This is a genomic window from Kineosporia sp. NBRC 101731 (assembly GCF_030269305.1).
GTDB lineage: Bacteria > Actinomycetota > Actinomycetes > Actinomycetales > Kineosporiaceae > Kineosporia.
In genome coordinates this window covers 243,616-261,562 of the sequence record NZ_BSTC01000004.1, presented here as the reverse complement: position 1 = coordinate 261,562, position 17,947 = coordinate 243,616, and the positions used below count along the sequence as shown (strand labels likewise).

Sequence of the window (17,947 nt, the reverse complement as noted above, 5' to 3'; positions counted from 1 at the left end):
GCGGTCTCCCGCCGCCGGCTGTCATCGTCATCGGGGAAGTTCCGTGCGGTCACAGCGCACGAAACTTCCCCGATCCGGTGGGCGGAGCGCAGTGATCAGGCCAGGGCGGGTTCGGCCGGCTGCGGAACCGCCGGACGGGTGCGGTGGGATGAGCGGGTGCTGCCGATCGTCACGAGAACGGCTCCGGCCAGCAGCCAGACGATGAGCACGACGACCGACTGTTGCGCGCCGTGGCCGTCGAAGAAGGCGGTGGAGCGCAGCAGGTGCCCGGCCGCGCCCGGCGGCAGGAACTGGCCCACCTGACCCGACCAGCCCGGCAACATCTCGGGGGCGCTGGTCGTGCCCGAGAAGGGGTTGCCCAGCAGCATCATGGTCGCGGCGCCGATGCCGAATCCGGCGGTGCCGAGCAGGCTCTCGAGGCCGAGGATGGTGACCGAGGTGGCGCCGACGGCCAGGGCGATCGCGCCGGCGTTGGCCCAGTAGCTGCCCTCCAGCGAGCCCAGCCAGAACTGCAGGATCGCGGCCATGGCCAGGCCGCCGGTGATCGAGTAGCTCAGGGCCCCGACGATGCGCCGCGACGCTCCGCGCACCCGGTTGGTCAGCAGCAGGGCGGCGAGCATGCCGCCGAGCACCAGAGGCAGTGAACCGGCGGCCAGGCCCGCGCCGCGGGGGTCGTCGGCGGGCAGGGGAGCGAGGTCGCGCACGGCGGAGGCCGGCTGGCCGGCCGACGAGGACATGGCGGCCCCCACAGCCTGCAGCGTCTGCGCGATCACCGGGCTGGCGGCCGAGGCGATGAGCACCTGTGGGGTGCCGGTGCTGACGTCGATCGCGCCGTAGACGTCCCGGTCGCGCACGGCGGCCTCGGCCGCGGCGGTGTCGTCGACCCGGGTGATGTCGAAGGCCCCGGCGTCGCGTTGCTCCAGGGCGGCGACGACCGGGTCGGCGGCTGCGGCGGGGCCGGCCACCGCGATCGGGATGTCGTGGGCCGAGGAGCGCGCCGCCGGCCAGGCGAACGCGACCAGGATCAGGCTGATCAGCACGGTCAGCACCGCCACCGTGACGGCGACCTGGGGCCAGGGGGAGTTCTGGGGTTCTGCGGGGGAAGTCGTGGCGCCGTCCGTGGTCATGGACGTTCGCTCCTTAAAGGAGAACGGTTATTCGTTTTGAAGCTAGGAGTCGGAGGTCTCGTTGTCAAGAACGAACGTTCGCTTTTAAGGTGGGGGCATGCCCCGCGTCACCGAGGAATACCGTGCCGCCCGCCGCGGCGAGATCATCTCTGCCGCGGGGGAGCTGTTCGCCCGAAACGGCTTTCATGTCACGTCGATGGCCGACATCATCGCGGCCTCCGGGCTGTCCGCCGGGGCGGTCTACCGCTACTTCCGCAGCAAGGAGGAACTCATCGGCGCGGTGGCCGAGAGTGCCCTGGGCACAGCCGACGAAGTGTTCGCCCAGCTGCTCGAGCTCGACCCGGCGCCCTCCCCGGCCCAGGCCGTCACGACCATGATCGATCACCTGATGACCAACGTCGCCCGGGAGACCGTCGCGGGCGTCGACCTGACCCGCATCGCGCTGCAGGTCTGGGCCGAGGCCGTGCGTAACCCCGACCTCAGCGCCCGGGTCAACGCTGCCGTCTCGCGACTGCGCAGCCGGTACACCGAGGTGGTGCAGCGCTCGCAGGCGGAGGGCCAGCTTCCGGCCGGCGCCGACCCGGTCCAGGTGGGTGCCGTCATGCTCGGCATCACGCAGGGCTTCCTGGTACAGAACCTGCTGATGCCCGGCACGAGCATCGAGGGTTACTCGGACGGGGTGCGGGCGCTGCTGGGGGAGAAACCCTGATGGAGCTGATCGACCTGGCCGCCGACCGCCTGCATCCCGTGCAGGTGGACGATCGGCTGTCCGGGAGCGTGGCCGCGGCGATCCTGACCCGGCAGGGTGATCTGTTCTTCGGCGTCTGTATCGACACCCGTTGCAGCCTCGGGTTCTGCGCCGAGGCCGCGGCGGTCGCGGCGATGATCACGGCCGGTCAGTCGCACATCGACCAGGTCGTCGCCGTCACCCGCAACGAGCAGGGCCAGCTCGAGGTCCTGCCACCCTGCGGCCGGTGCCGGGAGTTCCTGCATCAGATCGACCGGCGCAACCTGGAGGCCGGCGTCATTCTCGACCGCGAAACGGTCCGGACCCTGAGGGACCTTCTGCCGGAGATCACCGGCCGTCCGGTCGGGCCGGCAGCCCGATGAGTTCCATGGGCGGGGACAGTCGTACAAGCATGCCTCTCATCACCGCCCACCTCTCCATCTCCCTCGACGGCTTCGTCGCCGGCCCCGACCAGAGTCAGGACAACCCGCTCGGCGTCGGCGGGATCGAGGTGCACCGCTGGCACATCAGCGAGCCCACGAACGACGCCGACCGCCGCATGAACGAGCGGCTCATGGGGCCGCGCGGCGCCTACGTCATGGGCCGCAACATGTTCGGGCCGGTCCGCGGCGAGTGGAGCGACTGCGACTGGCGCGGCTGGTGGGGTGACGAGCCGCCCTACCACGCGCCCGTCTTCGTCCTCACCCACTACCCGCACGAACCGATCGAGATGGAGGGTGGCACCACCTTCTACTTCGTCAATGACTTCGACGAGGCCGTCAAGCAGGCGGTCACGGCGGCCGGCGACAAGACCGTCACCATTGCCGGCGGGGCGAGCGCCGTGCGCCAGGGTCTGCAGCGCGGGATCATCGACGAGATCATGCTCAGTACCGCCCCCGTGCTGCTGGGTAGCGGTGAGCGACTCTTCGACGGCGTCCCCGACCTCAAAGCCGAGCCCATCGACGTGGCCGCCTCACCGCTGGCCACCCACGTCGTCTACCGCATCGATCGTTCGGCGTAGGTCTGTTCGCCCGGTGGAGGGTCCCCCGACCGAGGCCGGGGGACCCCGGGCAGGGACCAGCTGAGGTGGCCCCGGCGGAAGCTTAGATATGTGTGGGCTATTCGGGACCGTCGCCGTCATGCCCCTCGATGAGGCCGACCACCTGCTGGCTCCACCCCTGAATGGCTGAGGTCTGCTCGGGGGTGAGAGTCTCGAAGAAGTAGCGGCGGATGTTCTCGGCGTGGCCCAGGATGGCGGCCTGCGCGGCGCTGCGGCCCTGGGCAGTGAGTTCGATCCCGGAGCGGCGGCCGCCGGAATCGGTGCGAGTCACCAGATCGCGGTTCTCCATCCGCGTCAGCTGGTGCGAGACACGACTTTTCTCCCAGGCGAGAGACTCGGCGAGTTCGCCGACGCGCATCTTTCCCTCGGGCGCCTGGTGCAGTGACACGAGCACGCTGAACTCGGCCTTGGAGATGCCGTAGTCGCGCTGCAGGCCGCGGTCCAGCTCGCGGGCCAGGAGGCGCTGCGCCTGCATCCAAGTGTGCCAGAGCTCCCACTCCTCGGGTTTCAGGGTGCGGGGTTTGGCCATGCCCGAATCGTACCGGGCCTACGAGTTGACGTGTCAACTTTCCCGACCTAAAGTTGACACGTCAACTCGGGTGGCGATGTACGTCAGACCGTCAAAGCACTTTCAGGAGAACTTCTATGCATCGCACAGTGGTGGTCGTCGGCGGAGGGTACGCAGGGGCGCTGGTCGCCCGGACGCTTGATCCCGCGGCAGATGTCGTCCTGATCGACCCCCGCGAGGCGTTCGTCAATGCGGCCGCCTCGCTGCGAGCCCTGACGCAGCCGGACTGGGCGCCCCACGCCTTCTTCCCGTTCGGCACGCTGCTCGAACGGGGACGGGTGATCCGCGACCGGGTGGTCTCGGCCGACCCGAAGGGTGTGCAGCTCGCCTCGGGAGAACGGGTCGAGGCCGACTATCTCGTGCTGGCCACCGGATCCACCTACGCCTACCCGGCCAAGCCGCGTCCATCGTCCACCCTTCTGGATCGACAGCTCGGGGACCTGCGCGAGACGCACCAGGAACTGGCCGACGCCGACCGCGCGCTGATTCTCGGCGCCGGGCCCGTCGGCCTGGAGCTGGCCGGTGAGATCAAGGAGGTCTGGCCGGACAAGGACGTGGTCATCGTCGACCGGTCCGACCAGCTGCTGCCCGGCTTCCTGCCCGAGGTGCGCGACGGTCTGCTGCGTCAGCTGGACGAGCTCGGCATCGACCTGAAGCTGGGGACCTCTCTGGTCTCGTTGCCGACGGTCGAGCCGGGCCGGGCTGGTCGTTTCACGGTCACCACCGAACAGGGGGACGAGGTGGTCGCCGACATCTGGTTCCGGGCGTTCGGGGTTCAGGTCAACACCGACTATCTGGCCGACGCGCAGCTCTCACCCCTCACCGAACAGGGCCTGGTCCCGGTCACCGAGCGGCTGAATGTGCCAGGCCACGATCACGTTTACGCCATCGGTGACATCGCCGACCTGCCCGATCCGAAGATGGCGTCCTACGCGATGAACCACGCCGCGCTGGTGGCCGAGAACATCACGGCACAGATCGCCGGTGACCGGCCGGGCGCTGTTCACACCCCGGATCCGGATCGGAGAATCCTGCTGCCGCTGGGCCCGCGGGCGGGCGTCGGGCAACTCCCGACACCCGCCGGTGTCGCCGCGGCCACGGTGGAGACGGTCGCCCAGCGCAAGGGCGCAGACCTCTTCACCGCGCGGTTCGCGGCCTGGTTCGAGAAAAACGCCTGACCAGAACGGAATTCATCGCGGCAGAGGGCTGTAGAACACCAGCCCGTTGCCCTGGTTGTCGTAGGCCACCGCACGCCGTTCGTGGGCGTCGTTGTACGGCCCCTTCACGATCGCACCGCCGCCGGCCTCGATCGCCTTGGCCGCCGCGTCCACGTCGGCGGTCTTGATCGCCACCACGGTCTTGCCCGGCAGAGGGTGATCCACGGGCGTGGCCAGCGCCACGGTGACGGAACCGCCGTCGAGCGCCGCGTAGTGGGCGCCGTCGCGGAACTTCAGGGCGAAGCCCAGGGTCTCGGTATAGAACTGGATCGACGCGTCCAGATCGTCGGTCGACAGAACGATCTGGCGGACCTCGAAATCACTCATCGGAACCTCCTGAGAGACATGCCGGCGTACCTATGTCGACCAGATTAGTGGACAAAGTACGATCGGCAGGGTTACGTTGCTGACGTTAACGATTCCGTAGATGTCGCCGCCCGGGAGCAACGGGGCCTGCTCGCCGCCTGTACCGGGGCTGGCTTCGCCACGCTCCTGGACTCGGCCGTGGTCAATTACGCCGCGCCGTCCCTCGGCACCGAGCTCGGTGCCCCGAGCAGCGGGGTCGCGTGGTTCCTGTCCATCTACTCGCTCGCCTTCGGCCTCGGGCTGGTTCCCGGTGGACGACTGGGGGACGCCCTCGGTCGCCGCCCCTTGTTCGTCACCGTCACCGTCACCGTCACCCAAAGCGGCATGCAGCGTGGCCTGCTCATCTGCTCGGGTCTGGTGCTCACCGCGTGCGTGCTGTCGTTCAGCCCGGCGTTGCAGGTGCGTGAGGTCGAGGCGGTCAGGAAAACCGACCGATGAAGGACGTCGTGGTCGGTGTCGCTACAGGCGATCGTGTCTGGGCGTCACGCACTAACAGGGTGATGCACAGAAGGCTGGCCAGGATCGGCCCCTCGCGAATGATCAGGGCCAGGGGCAGCAGCCACTCTCCGCCGTGCTGCAGCAGCCAGTGCCCGGAACCAGGTCCCAGGGCCAGCAGACACCAGACGGCCCCGGCCCGGCGGAGCCGGTTCGAGAGATCCGGATGAGGTGGGTGCAGTAGCAGCGGCCGGAGGATGATGGTGCCGGCCGGTACCAGGTAGATGTAGTGGTGGACCCAGGCGTAGGGCGAGATGATCGGGGCGACGAGCCCGATGATGAGGATCGCGTTCAGGGGGTGGCCGCGTCGGTGGGCGAAGGCGGCGCCGGCGAGAGCCCCGGCCACGATCATCAGCAGGACAAGGGGAATGACGGGAGTTGTCCAGTCTCCCCCTGCGTGGAGCGCCCCGGTGACAGACGCATTGCCCCAGAAGCTGAGGGGATGATCCATGCGGACGCGATCCTGAAGGTTCCAGAGCACGGCCGAGAAGAACGTCGTCGACAGCTGCGGAAAGAACACGTAGGCCGCGAGGGTGGCCGAGCCTCCTGACATCAGACTGACGGCCAGTGTCCTCCATTGGCGGCTCACGGCCAGATGGACGATGAACAGAGCGGGCGTGATCTTGATCGCCGCCGCCAGGCCCACGCCAACACCGCTGAGGTTCTGGATCCAGCGCCCGGTGCCGTTGCGGTCCACGCAGAATCGCAGAAGGTGGAGATCGAGGAGACAGAGAGTCATCAGGGCGATGTTCACCTGCCCGTCGGCGACATTGGTGAAACCCACACTCGTGCAGGAGGCCACGACGAGGGCTCCGGCCGACCACTCAAGACGTCTGTGGGCAAGGGGGGAAAGCAGCCAATAGACGACGAGTCCCAGACCGGTGAGGGAAGCGACGGTCCAGAGGAAGTAGCTGAATTGCCAGTTCAGGAAGCCCAACCCGCGAAAGACGAGAGCGGCGAACGGCGGGTAGGTGAACGGCTGCCCGGTGAGGTCGAGGCCCGAGATGTCACCCTGGTAGATGTCGTGCCCGGCAGCGGCTTGCTGTCCGGCGTACCGGTAGGTCAGAAAGTCTCGTGGTACCAGGTGAAAGACGAACCGGTCGAGGGCGACGATCAGCGTGGAGACGAGGACGAGCAGCGCGATGACCCGCGCCCGGTCCCGGTGAAACTCCTTGACCTGCTGAGGAATTCTCAGTGATCGGCTGGGCCGGCAGGCGATCTTCGCGAACATACCGGCAATCTAGGCAGCGCCGGCACCCCGGCGAATCAGCCCATGGGCCTCACCGATGCGGTACCGGGGTGCCACCCTCCGGGTGCGTCGTGGTACCCAGGTGCCGATGCCTTAGCTATTCCTCTGTCGGGAGAGACTTTTCGAGGTGCTCCCGGAATTCCTGCATGTCCTTGAGATCGGGGTTCCCGGTCTCGATGGCCAGGTCGATGGCCCCGCGGAGCGTGGTGAGAGCTTCCTCGGGGTGGTCCAGCTTGTACATGATGATGGCGCTGGCGAAGGTGAACGATGCCTCGGTGGCGCGATCGCCCAGAGCGCGGACCAGTTCCAGGGCCTGGTTCATGTAGGCCTGCGCCTGCTCCAGATAGCGGTTCTTGTGGGCGATCACGGCGAGGTTGTTGAGGATCGTGGCCTCGGCGGCCCGGTTTCCGAGCTCCTGCAGGATGGGCAGAGCCAAACTGTAGTTGTTGATGGCCTGCTGGGGATTGTCGAGGAGATCCTGCACGTGGGCGAGACTGTTCAGGGTCGCCGCCTCACCGGCCCGGTCGCCGAGCTGCTTCTGAATCGTCAGGGCCTGCGTGTAGTGGTGCACGGCGGGGAGATACTCACCGAGCTTCTCGTGAATCTGGCCGATGTTGATGAGGGTGACGGCCCGGCCGGCCCGGTCACCGACTGCCTTGCGGATCGGGAGCGCCTGCCGGAAGCAGGCAAGGGCCTTCTCGGTGTCGTCCAGCCGGTGGTGAACGTGGCCGATGTTGTGAAGCGCTGTGGCCTCACCGACCCGGTCGCCGATCTCCCGCAGGATGAGAAGGGCCTGCTCGAAGGGTTCGAAGGCCTCACTCGGCTCTTCGGACTCGGAATGAACGCTGCCGATCTCGTTCAGGGTGGCGGCTTCGTTGGCCTGGTCGGCGGCGGCCCGGTACAGGCTCAGGGCCTGTTCGAAGTGGTCCAGTGCGCCCGCGGCATCTCCGGCCGAGCTCAGGGCCTGACCCTGGTGGTAGAGGGCATCGGCCTCCGGCTCGCCCGCGTGCTTGGCTGCGAGAGCTCCCGGGAAGGGCAGCACGTCAGCCATCCGGCCGTCCTCGCGTTCCGCCGGGCCGGCGACGTCAGAAGGCTGATCTTCGGTGCTGCGGGGCGTGCCCGTACCTGATTCCACTCACGGAGCCTAGCCATCACCGGCTCGAAGGGGACAATCGGTGCTGGTCATGAGGCTGGTCCCGGACGTCGTGAGCCGTCAGACCTCGTCCACGATCCCCAGGGACTCGTTCACCGCCGTGTTGTCCCAGGTCTCGACCTGCCCGAGGTGTTTCCAGAGGAACTTGCGGTCCTTCGTGGAGAGATCGGTGGTCACGCCCGTGCTCCAGGCCACCCGGCAGGGGCCGTCATGGTCGAGTTCCGCACCGCAGATCGCCGCGCCGAGAACGTCTTGGAGGGCCAGGGCCTGGGCCTGCGTGGCCAGCACCTGGATCCTGATCTCCAGAGGTCGGCGTGGATCTTCGGGCACAGAGCCCTTTTCGGTCTTCGGCACGGCTGATTCTCTCAGTACACCGAGCAGGTGATCGTCTGCCCGCCGAATGACCAGGTCAGGCGGGAGCCGTCGCGTTTCACCAGGTTCAGTGAGTACGGGCCGGTGTTGGTCTGTTGGCCGTCGACGTCGATGAGAGACCAGTAGGTCCAGGAGGTGCCCGCCTTCACGGATGCGGGCGGCATCACCATCTGGTGGTGCACCACGCCGTGGTCGGTGGACACCTTCGAGGAGGGGGCCAGCTCCGGGGCCGGCCAGCTGTCGCCCAGGTCCATGGCGTAGGCGCTGGCCTCCTTGCCGTGCACGCCGGTGAAAATGACCGTCAGTGCGCAGCGTTCGGGGAAGGATTCGAGGTATCCGGGCACGATCCGGAAGCTCACCGTGCCGTCGAGTTCCGAGACGAGGTCGTCCAGCCGGCCGAAGTACGCGCGCGCCGCCATACCGCCGCCCACGGCCAGGCCGGCTGATCCCCAGCCCACCGTGGTCCCCGCCAGGCTGGTGCCCGGAGCGGTCTCGGGGGTGGACGCCGACGGTGGTGCCGCCGGAGGTTCGGCCGGATCGTCGGGGCCGAGAGCCTGGGCACTCAGCCCCGCGCCGGTCATGAGGACCGCGACCACACCCGCCACGGCCAGGCAGCGCCGGAGGGTCGGCATTCTCCGGCCGGGTCCCTCGAAGCCGGGGGAAGCGCCTGCTCCTTCGTGATCGTGGGTCCCGCTGAGCGCGGCGGGTGGGCCCGATGCCATCCACCCGGTGTCCGCTCCCGCACCACTGTCCACGCTGTTCCCGTGACCGGCGCCGGGATCCTCGACGGGTTCCGGCTCGTCGGTGAAGAGCTGGAGGGCAGTGGCCCGGGCGAACAGCTGCGGTGCGGGCCGGACCTCCAGTTCCTCCAGACGTCGCGGCACGGTGGTCGTGGTATCCGGCATGAGCGGACTCGGCTCCTCAGGGAAGGGATTGAGAACGTGGATGCGGGGACGGGATGACGTCGGCCTGCTCGTGGCCGGCGGTGTCGGCCGACGCGGACGTGTTCTCGCCCGGCTGCCGGGCGCTCACGGCGTGCGGCTGTTCCGGGAACGCGGTCAGGTCCGGTTCGTCGAGGGAGGGGACGGGTGCGGCGGTCCCGGCCGTCGAGCCGGTCGCACCGGTCGAGCCGGTCGAGCCGAGCACCCGCACCCGGCCCCGGGCACCCGTGCCCCGGCCGATCCGGTCGGTCAGGTCACCCACGTACGACCAGGCCTGCTCGGTGAGGTCGTCGCCGGGGGCCCCGACCAGGAGGGTCGGCTCGGCCGGGTCGAACGGGGCGTCGACGGCGGCGTCACGTGCGTGGTTCCCGCTGCGCCGCAACCACAGACCGCTGGCCAGGACCTCGACCACCCAGTCCTCGTCCAGCCGGTAGACCCGATCGGTGCTCTGGCTCAGGTCGCTGCCGGGTGAACGCCAGCCGGTGACCTGCGCCGCCACCTCCGGGGCACCGGAGGGGTAGCGCAGGCGGCTGACGAACGGCTCCCACAGCACCTCGACCCCACCCGCGGCGTCGGTCCGCAGCACACAGGAGGTGTACTCCCCGGCCCGCAGCAGGGGTAGACCGGTAAGGACCTCGACCGGCTCACCCAGGGCGTCCGCGACCGCGCGTCCCCAATCGGGGGTGGGCTCGGTGGCAGCGGTGCACACCCGCACGGCGTGCCGGGTCTGGTCCGGGATCGTCCGCAGGTATCCGGCCACCTGCTCGGGCTCGACCCGGGAACTGCCCAGCCGGTCGACCACCACGAGCGGGTGACGCGGGTCCAGGGGCAGCGAGTAGGTGATGTCGTCGGCGGGGGAGGCGTTGCCGTCGTGGGGCAGGAGGACGACCCCGGCGGGTACCGGGAGCACGTCCAGTCCGGACTCCCCGGTGCGCGGCGCGGGCAGGGGCAGCGTGGAGCCCCAGGACGCGGTGAAGTGCCAGGGGCCGACCAGGACCGGTTCGACGCGGCCGGGCGCGAAACGCTGCCAGTTGCCGGCGCCCGGGCCGTCCACCGGGAAGAGCGTGTTGCCCGGCACCTGGAGGAGCGTGCCGAGGGGGGCCAGGACGGGGACGCGCAGGGCGTCGGCGAGTGCGTGGAACGGGTTCGCCCCGGAACCGCGTTCGCGGGCCACGCCGCCGGTGACGACCCGGATCTGCTGGTAGCCGCCGGCCTCGCGCAGGCGGTTCAGGGGCTCGCGCAGGGTGGTCAGCAGCCCGGACAGGTTGGTGCCGCTGAACGGGGCGATGTACACGGTGAGGGCGTGGCCGGGGCCGGGGGCCGTCGCGGAGACGGTCAGGTCGGCCGCCTCGGCGAAGACCCGCAGCTGGGCGCCGGCCTCGGCCTGGGCCGGGGTGGGGCGGGCCGGGCGCACGAGCAGGCAGTGCAGCAGCCGTTCCACCATGATGCCGGCGGCGAGAACCCCGACCGGGGTCCAGGTCCCGCCGGTCAGGGGGCCCGAGATGGGCGGCTGCTCGGGTTGGCTGAGGTCGGGCAGGCTCATGCTGGGGCGCGTCCTTCGGTGTCGGGGCCGGCGAGGAAGCCGATGGGGTCGTGCCGCGGCCGGCACCGGCGAAGGGCCGTCACGGGCCAGGCCCCTCACACTGCGAAGAGTCAGATTGACGTATGGCGACGTGCCTGACGTGCCGATGGAGGGATCTCTGTCTGTTCGTCCGCAGGAATCCACCCGATCGGACATCTCCCGGCCCAAGGCTGGGAATCGGCATGATCACGAATAAGGCGGTGGGGTCACCGGGCGTAGGCAGGGAGCGACCGGGGGCACACGGATTGGCCCGCCCAGAAACTTGAACTACTCCAGAAAAGTGCCCTAAGGTCATGCCTATGACGTCCGACTTCGAGGCCCAGCTGCGCTCGGTCTCGTTGCGCGTGACCCGGCCTCGCGTGGCCGTACTGACGGCCCTGCACGAGCACCCGCACGTCGACACCGACACGGTGATCAGCCTGGTGCGGACCGAGCTGCCGGCGGTGAGTCATCAGGCCGTCTACGACGTTCTGCGTGTTCTCACCGAAACCCGGCTGATCCGGCGGATCCAGCCGATGGGTGCCAATGCCCGGTACGAAACCCGGGTGGGCGACAACCATCACCACGTCGTGTGCCGATCGTGTGGAGCGATCGCCGATGTGGCGTGCGCCGTGGGCCACGCCCCCTGCCTGACCGCTGCGGACGACCACGGCTTCGTGGTCGACGAGGCGGAGGTCGTCTACTGGGGCATGTGCCCCCGTTGTACGGCCGAACGCACATCTCAGTAATTGGCCAGCCCCGGAAGGATGCACATGAGCGACACCCAGAACGCGGGCGGCTGCCCCGTCGCGCACGACTCAGTGACGGCGAACGGCAGCGAGAGCGAAAACCCGGCGATCAGCGCGCCGACCCCCAAGACCAGTGCACCGCGCACGAACCGGGACTGGTGGCCGAACCAGCTCGACCTGTCGGTCCTGCACGCGCACTCGTCCAAGGGCAACCCGCTGGGTGAGGACTTCGAGTACTCCGAGGCGTTCAAGAAGCTCGACGTCGAGGCCCTGAAGGCCGACATCGTCGAGGTCCTGACCACGTCGCAGGACTGGTGGCCGGCTGACTTCGGTCACTACGGCGGCCTGATGATCCGGATGAGCTGGCACGCAGCCGGTACCTACCGCATCGAGGACGGCCGCGGTGGCGCCGGTGACGGCGGGCAGCGTTTCGCTCCGCTGAACAGCTGGCCCGACAACGCCAACCTGGACAAGGCCCGCCGCCTGCTGTGGCCGGTCAAGCAGAAGTACGGCCAGACCGTCTCGTGGGCCGACCTGCTCGTGCTCGCCGGCAACGTGGCCCTGGAGTCGATGGGCTTCAAGACGTTCGGCTTCGGTTTCGGCCGCGCCGACGTGTGGGAGCCGGAAGAGATCGTCTGGGGCCCGGAAGACACCTGGCTGGCCGACAGCCGTTACGTCTCCGACAACGAGGTCCTGCCCGGGGTCGGTGCGACCGAGATGGGTCTCATCTACGTCAACCCCGAGGGCCCCAAGGGCAGCGCCGACTTCCGCGCCGCCGCGCACTTCATCCGCGAGACCTTCGGCCGGATGGCGATGAACGACGAGGAGACCGTCGCCCTCATCGCCGGTGGCCACACCTTCGGCAAGACGCACGGCGCCTCCGTGGCCGAGATCGGCCCCGAGCCCGAGGGCGAGGCCATCGAGGCCCAGGGCCTGGGCTGGCTGAACCCGAACGGCACCGGCAAGGGTAAGGACACGGTCACCTCCGGCCTGGAGGTCACCTGGACCGACAAGCCCACCGAGTGGAGCAACCGCTTCTTCGAGATCCTCTTCGGGTACGAGTGGGAGCTGACCACCGGCCCCGGTGGCGGCAAGCACTACGTGGCCAAGACGGACGACGAGATCATCCCGGACGCCTACGACTCGTCGAAGAAGTACCGCCCGACGATGCTGACGACCGACCTGAGCCTGCGCTTCGACCCGATCTACGGCCCGATCTCGAAGCGCTTCCTGGAGAACCCGGACGAGTTCCAGCTGGCCTTCGCCAAGGCCTGGTACAAGCTGCTGCACCGTGACATGGGTCCGGTCGCCCGCTTCCTGGGCCCGTGGGTCGCCGAGCCGCAGCTGTGGCAGGACCCGGTCCCCGCCGTCGAGGGTGCCCTGGTCGGCGACGCCGACGTGGCGTCGCTCAAGGCCAAGGTGCTGGAGTCCGGCCTGTCCGTGGCCGAGCTGGTGCAGACCGCGTGGGCCAGCGCCGCGAGCTTCCGCACCACCGACAAGCGCGGTGGCGCCAACGGTGCCCGCATCGCCCTGGAGCCGCAGAAGAGCTGGGCGGTCAACCAGCCCGAGCAGCTGGCCTCCGTCCTGGGCAAGCTCGAGGGCATCCGTGCCGAGTTCAACGGTGCCGGTGGCGCCCAGATCTCGCTGGCCGACCTGATCGTGCTGGCCGGTTCGGCCGCCGTCGAGAAGGCGGCCAAGGACGCCGGCGTCGAGGTGACCGTGCCGTTCCACGCGGGCCGCACCGACGCCACGCAGGAGCAGACCGACGTGGAGTCGTTCGCGGTGCTCGAGCCGCGGGCCGACGGCTTCCGTCAGTACCTGCGCGAGGGTGAGAAGACCCAGCCCGAGGTGCTGCTGGTCGACCGTGCCTACATGCTGGGCCTGACCGCCCCGGAGACCACCGCGCTGCTGGGTGGCCTGCGGGTGCTCGGGAACAACGTGGGCGGTAACCCGGCCGGTGTCTTCACCGACAAGCCGGGGCAGCTGACGAACGACTTCTTCGTCAACCTGCTCTCGCCGGGCACGAAGTGGAAGGCCGCCGCCGAGGGCGAGAACCTCTACGAGATCCGCGACCTGGGTACCGACGAGGTCAAGTACACCGCCACCGCGGTGGACCTGGTCTTCGGCTCGAACTCGATCCTGCGCGCGCTCGCCGAGGTCTACGCCAGCGCCGACGCCCAGGACAAGTTCGTCGCGGACTTCGTCAAGGCGTGGGTCAAGGTCATGGACGCCGACCGGTTCGACCTGGCCTGATCCTTCAGGCTCACAGCAACAATCGGTGGGCCCGGCTGATCCCTCGCGGGATCGGCCGGGCCCACCGGCGTTCCCGGGCCACCTTCCCCCATGGAGGACGACGTGGTCACCGCATCGGTGAAGTCACCGGCAGCGTCGTGCCCCCGCCGGCCAGTACGGCCCGGACGATGATGTGTTGCCGCTCGATCGTGTAGACCACCCGGTGATCGCCCACCTGCAGCATGCGGCGTTCTGGTCGGGAGGTGAAGGGCACCGGTCCGGCCGAGAAGAAACTGTAGGGATCGGTTTCGAGCTCGATCAGTCTCCTCAGGATGCGCAGGGCCGCAGCCCGGGAAGCCCGGGCGAGTTCCGCACGGGCTGATGGCATCACCATTACCTGGTAATCACTCTGCACGAGAGGCTGTTTCGCGCAGTACGGTCTCCAGTGGGACTGCTCCGGCCGGGGCGCCACTGTCCTCGGTCTCACCCTCGCTCTGCGGGTGCCCGCAGATCCGCTCATCGATGATGCGGTTGATCTCGCGTTCTTCGAGTTCGAGGTAGCGCCGCAGGATGTCGATCGGGACGAGGGCCGCCACAGGCCTGCCCCGGCGGGTGATCACCGTGGGTCGGTCGTGGCAGGCCTCGTCCACCACGTCGGCCAGCCGCTCGCGGACGTCACGGATGGACAGACGGGGCAGATCAATCATGTACAAACGGTACATCCGGTACCGGATGTACCATGTGTACACAATCGATAAGTGTTCCCTCATGGGAGCTTCCGCGCTCCGAGTGCCGCGATTTGTGGGTGATTCCCGTGGGGCTCCAGAGGAGACGGCACCCAGGCCGGTCGCTGTGGCATCAGGCCGTTGTGGCGCCAGGTTGTTGTGGCGCCAGGCCGTTGTGGCATCAGGTTGTTGTGGCATCAGTAGGGCTACGGACGTGGCTGTCGGACGTGGCTGTCGGACGTGGCTGTCGGACGTGGCTGTCGGACGTGGCTGTCGGACGTGGCTGTCGGACGTGGCTGTCCGACGTGGCTGTCCGACGTGGTGGACACCGACATAGATGGACGGACGTGAGCACGGGAGCGTAGGTGCGTGGAGCATCCGTAGCTGCTGCGCGGCCGGTCGCGCCGATGTCGAGGTTCGCTCAGCCGGGCTGCCCGAACCGCTCCTGCGCGGCCGCGGTCACCGGGGTGAAGAGGTTCACCAGGTTGCCGTCCGGGTCGCGCACGAGCAGGGAGCGGTTGCCCCAGGGCATGGTGGTGGGTTCCTGCACGACCTTCAGCCCGTCCAGCTCGCCCGTGAGCCGGTCGTACTCGGCGTCCACGTCGGTCACCAGGAACTCGACGATGACCGAGCGGTTGGCGGCGGGGTCGAGGCGGATGCCGAAGGGGGCCAGGGTCGCGGTGCCGGCGACGGCCACCCGGGCGGCGGGGGTGCGCACCTCGGCGAACAGGTCGGTGGCCCAGTCGGCGGTGGTGGCGGCGATCTTCTCGTAGAAGGCGACGAGGGCGGGCACGTCGGCGGTGATGATGCGGATCGAGGCGAAGCTGGTTGCGGTCATGACGCGACCGTAGGAGGGATACCGGGCAGGATCCGCCCGGTATCCGTGATGTTCTTTTCCGATGACCCGTCCGACGTCCCGCGTGCTCGCGCTGCTCGAGATGCTCCAGGCCGGGGGCACCCGCCGGGTGGCGGACCTGGCGCAGCGGCTGGACGTCGACGAGCGCACGGTACGGCGATACGCCGCGCACCTGATGGATCTGGGTATCCCGGTGCAGTCCGAGCGTGGGCGTTACGGCGGCTACCGGCTGGCCCCGGGGTTCCGGATGCCGCCGCTCATGCTGACCGACGACGAGGCGATCGCGGTGATGACCGGCCTGGTCATCGGTAGCCGGGCCGGTCTGGTGCCGGACTCCACCGCCTCCGAGAGCGCTCTGGCCAAGCTGCGCCGCGTCCTGCCCGACGCCTCCCGTACGCGGATGGAGGCGTTCCTCGCGACGGCGGCTTTCACTGCCCCGGCAGCCCGGAAACCGCCGGTGGACACCGGCGTCCTCTTGTCGCTGGCCGTTGCCGCCCACGAGAACCTTGGTGTCGACATTGCTTACACCGACCGTGAGGGACGCGCGTCCGTCCGTTCGATCCAGCCGCACCATGTGGTCGGGCATGCGGGTCGCTGGTACCTGACGGCGACGGTCGAGGAGCACCAGCAGCGGACGTTCCGGCTGGACCGGATCTCGCGGGTCACGCAGGTGCCGGGCACCTCGCAACCGGCCACCGGATCGGCCGTCGAGCAGGCCATCGCATCGGCCCCGGAACGGGCCGTCGAGCGGGCCACTGACCCGGGCTCCGGCTCTGGCGCCGGTGGGGATCGGGATCCTGATCCGGGGGCCACGGTGCTGACGTCCCTGGCCCGGACCCCGTGGGCCCATCCGGTGTCGGTCCGGGTGCAGGCCGGCCCGGTCGACGTGGGCCGTCGCCTGCCGCCCGGGCTGGCGCTGGTGGAGGAGCTGGCCGACGACCCGGGCTGGGTGCGCGTGCGGCTCAACGCGCAGCGACTTGACTGGGTGCCGGCGCTGATCGCGGGGCTCGACCTGCCGTTCGTGATCGAGGAGCCGGCGTCGTTGCGCGATCGGATGGCCGATCTCGCGCAGCGGTTGCTCGACGGGAGCCACGCCCCGCCTGGTTCGTGATCGGGCCCGGGGCCCTGGTCACGAATGGGCGAGTGGATCACACGGTCGCGTCGGCCGGGCCGGCCTGGCGCGGCACCGACTCGCCGTCCTTGCCCAGTTGCCAGGCGACGATGTCCAGGACGCGCAGGGGCGTGATCGCCGGTTCGGTGGCGATGGTCGCCAGGGCCGCCCAGGCCGGGGTCGCAGCCGTGAGGTCGTCGCGCATGGCGGCGGCCACAGCCACGGCCAACTGTCCCTTGCCGCGGCCCGGGACCGGTGGGACCGGGGCGTCGGCCCCGTAGTAGCAGGCGCGTACGCGCTCGTCCCACAGCGGTACGAAGCCCGGGCGCTTGCGGTGCAGCACCGTGGCCAGGGTGGGCATGCCCACCCCCCAGCGGGTGTTGCCGTCGAGCACGGCGAACAACGGCTCGAGCAGACCCAGGTCGTTGCCGGTGATGGAGGCGTCGGGCGGGATCCGGTCCAGTGCCTCGTTGAGCACCGGCAGCCGGCTCTGCAGCCAGTAGTAGGCCTCGAGGGTGGGCCGGACGTTGAGCAGCACCGGGGCCAGCAGGTCGGCGTCCTCCAGGGGACCGGCGCGCCCGGACGCCCGGTAGCCGTCGTACGCCGGGTAGGCGTAGGCCGGACGAGTGCGTTCGGCGGTGTACTGCCTCACCCAGGTCTCGGCCTTGGCGACCGAGATGCTGAACCGGCCGATCTTCAGGGCGGTGACCGCCATGTCGTTCCCCTGACGTCGCTTCGGCTGAACCTGCGTCACGGCGTGTCTCGGCAGAACAGCGGCGAGGCTTCAGCGTTTGGCGTTGGCCCGCTGGGCGGCGAAGACGAGCGCCCGCAGATCGTCCTGGTGGGCGTGCCGGTGATCGAACGCGACCACGATCGGGCGCCGGTCGCCCGGGGCGCGGCGCACCGTGCCGCCGATGGCGACGATCCGGTCGCGGGCCAGGTGCATCTCCACACGCACCCGGGTGTTCTCGTGCAGGTGCTGGTTCAGGTGGGCGCGGACCCCGCCCTCACTGACCTCGATGGTGGCGCCGGAGGCCAGGCGGATGCCGTTCGAGTTGAGTACCACCACCGGCACCCGCACCATCTCGCGGACGAAACGACGCCGCTGGATGGGTGCCTCGACAGGGAGGCGGCTGGATCGTGCCGCGGACGTCCGGTCGTTCTTGCGTGGCCACGGGACCAATTTCACGGCTGTTCCCTTCCGGTCGAAGGCTGCTGGTCTTCCGCCGGTGGTCTCGACGGGGGCTTACTGCCCGCCTGATGGCGACGGATTGCCTGACCCCCAAAAGCTAACACCGCTGAGTGCCAGATAGGTGACTCGGGGTCACAGTCGGTGGGTCACGTCAGCCATCTGGCGTAGCGCAGACGGGGAGGGTCGCGTCGCACGGTGGACGGAGCGTGGCGCTCTCCCGTCGGCCGCCCGGTAAAGATCGCGATT

The 17,947-nt window shown here is 69.3% G+C and carries 21 protein-coding genes; 8 read left to right on the top strand and 13 right to left on the bottom strand.

The window, feature by feature from the left end; genetic code table 11:
• Window positions 1-95: 95 nt before the first annotated feature.
• On the bottom strand, window positions 96-1,127 hold the full coding sequence (locus QSK05_RS14095) for a hypothetical protein (RefSeq protein ID WP_285597622.1): 1,032 nt from the start codon (window positions 1,125-1,127) through the stop codon (window positions 96-98).
• Window positions 1,128-1,224: 97 nt separating this feature from the next.
• Here QSK05_RS14095 and QSK05_RS14090 point away from each other — a divergent pair, with 97 nt between their 5' ends.
• Genes QSK05_RS14090 through QSK05_RS14080 form a run of 3 tightly spaced genes read left to right on the top strand, consistent with a single transcriptional unit; the run spans window position 1,225 to window position 2,875 of the window.
• A complete protein-coding gene (locus QSK05_RS14090) occupies window positions 1,225-1,836 on the top strand; it encodes a TetR/AcrR family transcriptional regulator (protein WP_285597621.1) in 612 nt (203 codons plus the stop codon).
• Window positions 1,836-2,237 (top strand): cytidine deaminase, encoded by a 402-nt coding sequence (locus tag QSK05_RS14085; RefSeq protein ID WP_285597620.1) that lies wholly within the window; start codon window positions 1,836-1,838, stop codon window positions 2,235-2,237. The genes QSK05_RS14090 and QSK05_RS14085 overlap by 1 nt, the downstream gene beginning before the upstream one ends.
• 29 nt (window positions 2,238-2,266) lie before the next feature.
• On the top strand, window positions 2,267-2,875 hold the full coding sequence (locus QSK05_RS14080; RefSeq protein WP_285597619.1) for a dihydrofolate reductase family protein: 609 nt from the start codon (window positions 2,267-2,269) through the stop codon (window positions 2,873-2,875).
• Window positions 2,876-2,972: 97 nt separating this feature from the next.
• Here QSK05_RS14080 and QSK05_RS14075 read toward each other — a convergent pair whose 3' ends face one another.
• Window positions 2,973-3,443, bottom strand: coding sequence for a MarR family winged helix-turn-helix transcriptional regulator (locus tag QSK05_RS14075; protein WP_285597618.1), 471 nt, complete (start codon window positions 3,441-3,443; stop codon window positions 2,973-2,975).
• Window positions 3,444-3,559: 116 nt separating this feature from the next.
• Here QSK05_RS14075 and QSK05_RS14070 point away from each other — a divergent pair, with 116 nt between their 5' ends.
• A complete protein-coding gene (locus QSK05_RS14070) occupies window positions 3,560-4,660 on the top strand; it encodes an NAD(P)/FAD-dependent oxidoreductase (protein ID WP_285597617.1) in 1,101 nt (366 codons plus the stop codon).
• Window positions 4,661-4,672: 12 nt separating this feature from the next.
• On the opposite strand, the gene QSK05_RS14065 is transcribed toward QSK05_RS14070, so the two are convergent.
• Complete coding sequence (locus tag QSK05_RS14065) at window positions 4,673-5,026, bottom strand: VOC family protein (RefSeq protein WP_285597616.1); 354 nt, start codon at window positions 5,024-5,026, stop codon at window positions 4,673-4,675.
• A 126-nt stretch (window positions 5,027-5,152) separates the two neighbouring features.
• Between QSK05_RS14065 and QSK05_RS14060 the strand changes: the two genes are divergently transcribed.
• A complete protein-coding gene (locus QSK05_RS14060; protein WP_285597946.1) occupies window positions 5,153-5,503 on the top strand; it encodes an MFS transporter in 351 nt (116 codons plus the stop codon).
• On the opposite strand, the gene QSK05_RS14055 is transcribed toward QSK05_RS14060, so the two are convergent.
• From QSK05_RS14055 to QSK05_RS14035, 5 genes are all read right to left on the bottom strand, one after another.
• Window positions 5,484-6,791 (bottom strand): glycosyltransferase family 87 protein, encoded by a 1,308-nt coding sequence (locus tag QSK05_RS14055; RefSeq protein ID WP_285597615.1) that lies wholly within the window; start codon window positions 6,789-6,791, stop codon window positions 5,484-5,486. The genes QSK05_RS14060 and QSK05_RS14055 overlap by 20 nt on opposite strands.
• A 115-nt stretch (window positions 6,792-6,906) precedes the next feature.
• Window positions 6,907-7,944 (bottom strand): tetratricopeptide repeat protein, encoded by a 1,038-nt coding sequence (locus QSK05_RS14050; protein WP_285597614.1) that lies wholly within the window; start codon window positions 7,942-7,944, stop codon window positions 6,907-6,909.
• Window positions 7,945-8,022: 78 nt separating this feature from the next.
• The gene (locus QSK05_RS14045; RefSeq protein ID WP_285597613.1) at window positions 8,023-8,316 is read right to left on the bottom strand and encodes a hypothetical protein; all 294 of its coding nucleotides are present in this window, start codon (window positions 8,314-8,316) and stop codon (window positions 8,023-8,025) included.
• Between the two features lie 11 nt (window positions 8,317-8,327).
• Complete coding sequence (locus tag QSK05_RS14040) at window positions 8,328-9,239, bottom strand: hypothetical protein (protein WP_285597612.1); 912 nt, start codon at window positions 9,237-9,239, stop codon at window positions 8,328-8,330.
• A gap of 16 nt (window positions 9,240-9,255) precedes the next feature.
• The gene (locus QSK05_RS14035; RefSeq protein WP_285597611.1) at window positions 9,256-10,818 is read right to left on the bottom strand and encodes a hypothetical protein; all 1,563 of its coding nucleotides are present in this window, start codon (window positions 10,816-10,818) and stop codon (window positions 9,256-9,258) included.
• Window positions 10,819-11,156: 338 nt separating this feature from the next.
• Here QSK05_RS14035 and QSK05_RS14030 point away from each other — a divergent pair, with 338 nt between their 5' ends.
• Together QSK05_RS14030 and katG are read left to right on the top strand one after the other, a co-directional pair.
• Entirely contained in the window at window positions 11,157-11,585 is a 429-nt protein-coding gene (locus tag QSK05_RS14030) for a Fur family transcriptional regulator (RefSeq protein WP_285597610.1), read from the top strand.
• 24 nt (window positions 11,586-11,609) lie between these two features.
• On the top strand, window positions 11,610-13,838 hold the full coding sequence (katG, locus tag QSK05_RS14025) for a catalase/peroxidase HPI (protein ID WP_285597609.1): 2,229 nt from the start codon (window positions 11,610-11,612) through the stop codon (window positions 13,836-13,838).
• Window positions 13,839-13,944: 106 nt separating this feature from the next.
• Here katG and QSK05_RS14020 read toward each other — a convergent pair whose 3' ends face one another.
• The 3 genes from QSK05_RS14020 to QSK05_RS14010 form a co-directional block, all read right to left on the bottom strand.
• Window positions 13,945-14,205: a type II toxin-antitoxin system RelE family toxin gene (locus tag QSK05_RS14020; protein WP_285597608.1), complete on the bottom strand. Its 261-nt coding sequence runs from the start codon at window positions 14,203-14,205 to the stop codon at window positions 13,945-13,947.
• Window positions 14,206-14,221: 16 nt separating this feature from the next.
• Complete coding sequence (locus QSK05_RS14015; protein ID WP_285597607.1) at window positions 14,222-14,524, bottom strand: type II toxin-antitoxin system Phd/YefM family antitoxin; 303 nt, start codon at window positions 14,522-14,524, stop codon at window positions 14,222-14,224.
• A 439-nt stretch (window positions 14,525-14,963) separates the two neighbouring features.
• The gene (locus tag QSK05_RS14010) at window positions 14,964-15,380 is read right to left on the bottom strand and encodes a VOC family protein (protein WP_285597606.1); all 417 of its coding nucleotides are present in this window, start codon (window positions 15,378-15,380) and stop codon (window positions 14,964-14,966) included.
• Between the two features lie 61 nt (window positions 15,381-15,441).
• Here QSK05_RS14010 and QSK05_RS14005 point away from each other — a divergent pair, with 61 nt between their 5' ends.
• Complete coding sequence (locus tag QSK05_RS14005) at window positions 15,442-16,509, top strand: helix-turn-helix transcriptional regulator (protein WP_285597605.1); 1,068 nt, start codon at window positions 15,442-15,444, stop codon at window positions 16,507-16,509.
• A gap of 37 nt (window positions 16,510-16,546) precedes the next feature.
• On the opposite strand, the gene QSK05_RS14000 is transcribed toward QSK05_RS14005, so the two are convergent.
• Window positions 16,547-17,224, bottom strand: coding sequence for a DUF6308 family protein (locus QSK05_RS14000; protein WP_285597604.1), 678 nt, complete (start codon window positions 17,222-17,224; stop codon window positions 16,547-16,549).
• Window positions 17,225-17,293: 69 nt separating this feature from the next.
• Window positions 17,294-17,698 carry a PilZ domain-containing protein gene (locus tag QSK05_RS13995; RefSeq protein WP_285597603.1) on the bottom strand — a complete coding sequence of 135 codons (405 nt, stop codon included), beginning with the start codon at window positions 17,696-17,698 and terminating at the stop codon, window positions 17,294-17,296.
• Between the last annotated feature and the right edge of the window lie 249 nt (window positions 17,699-17,947).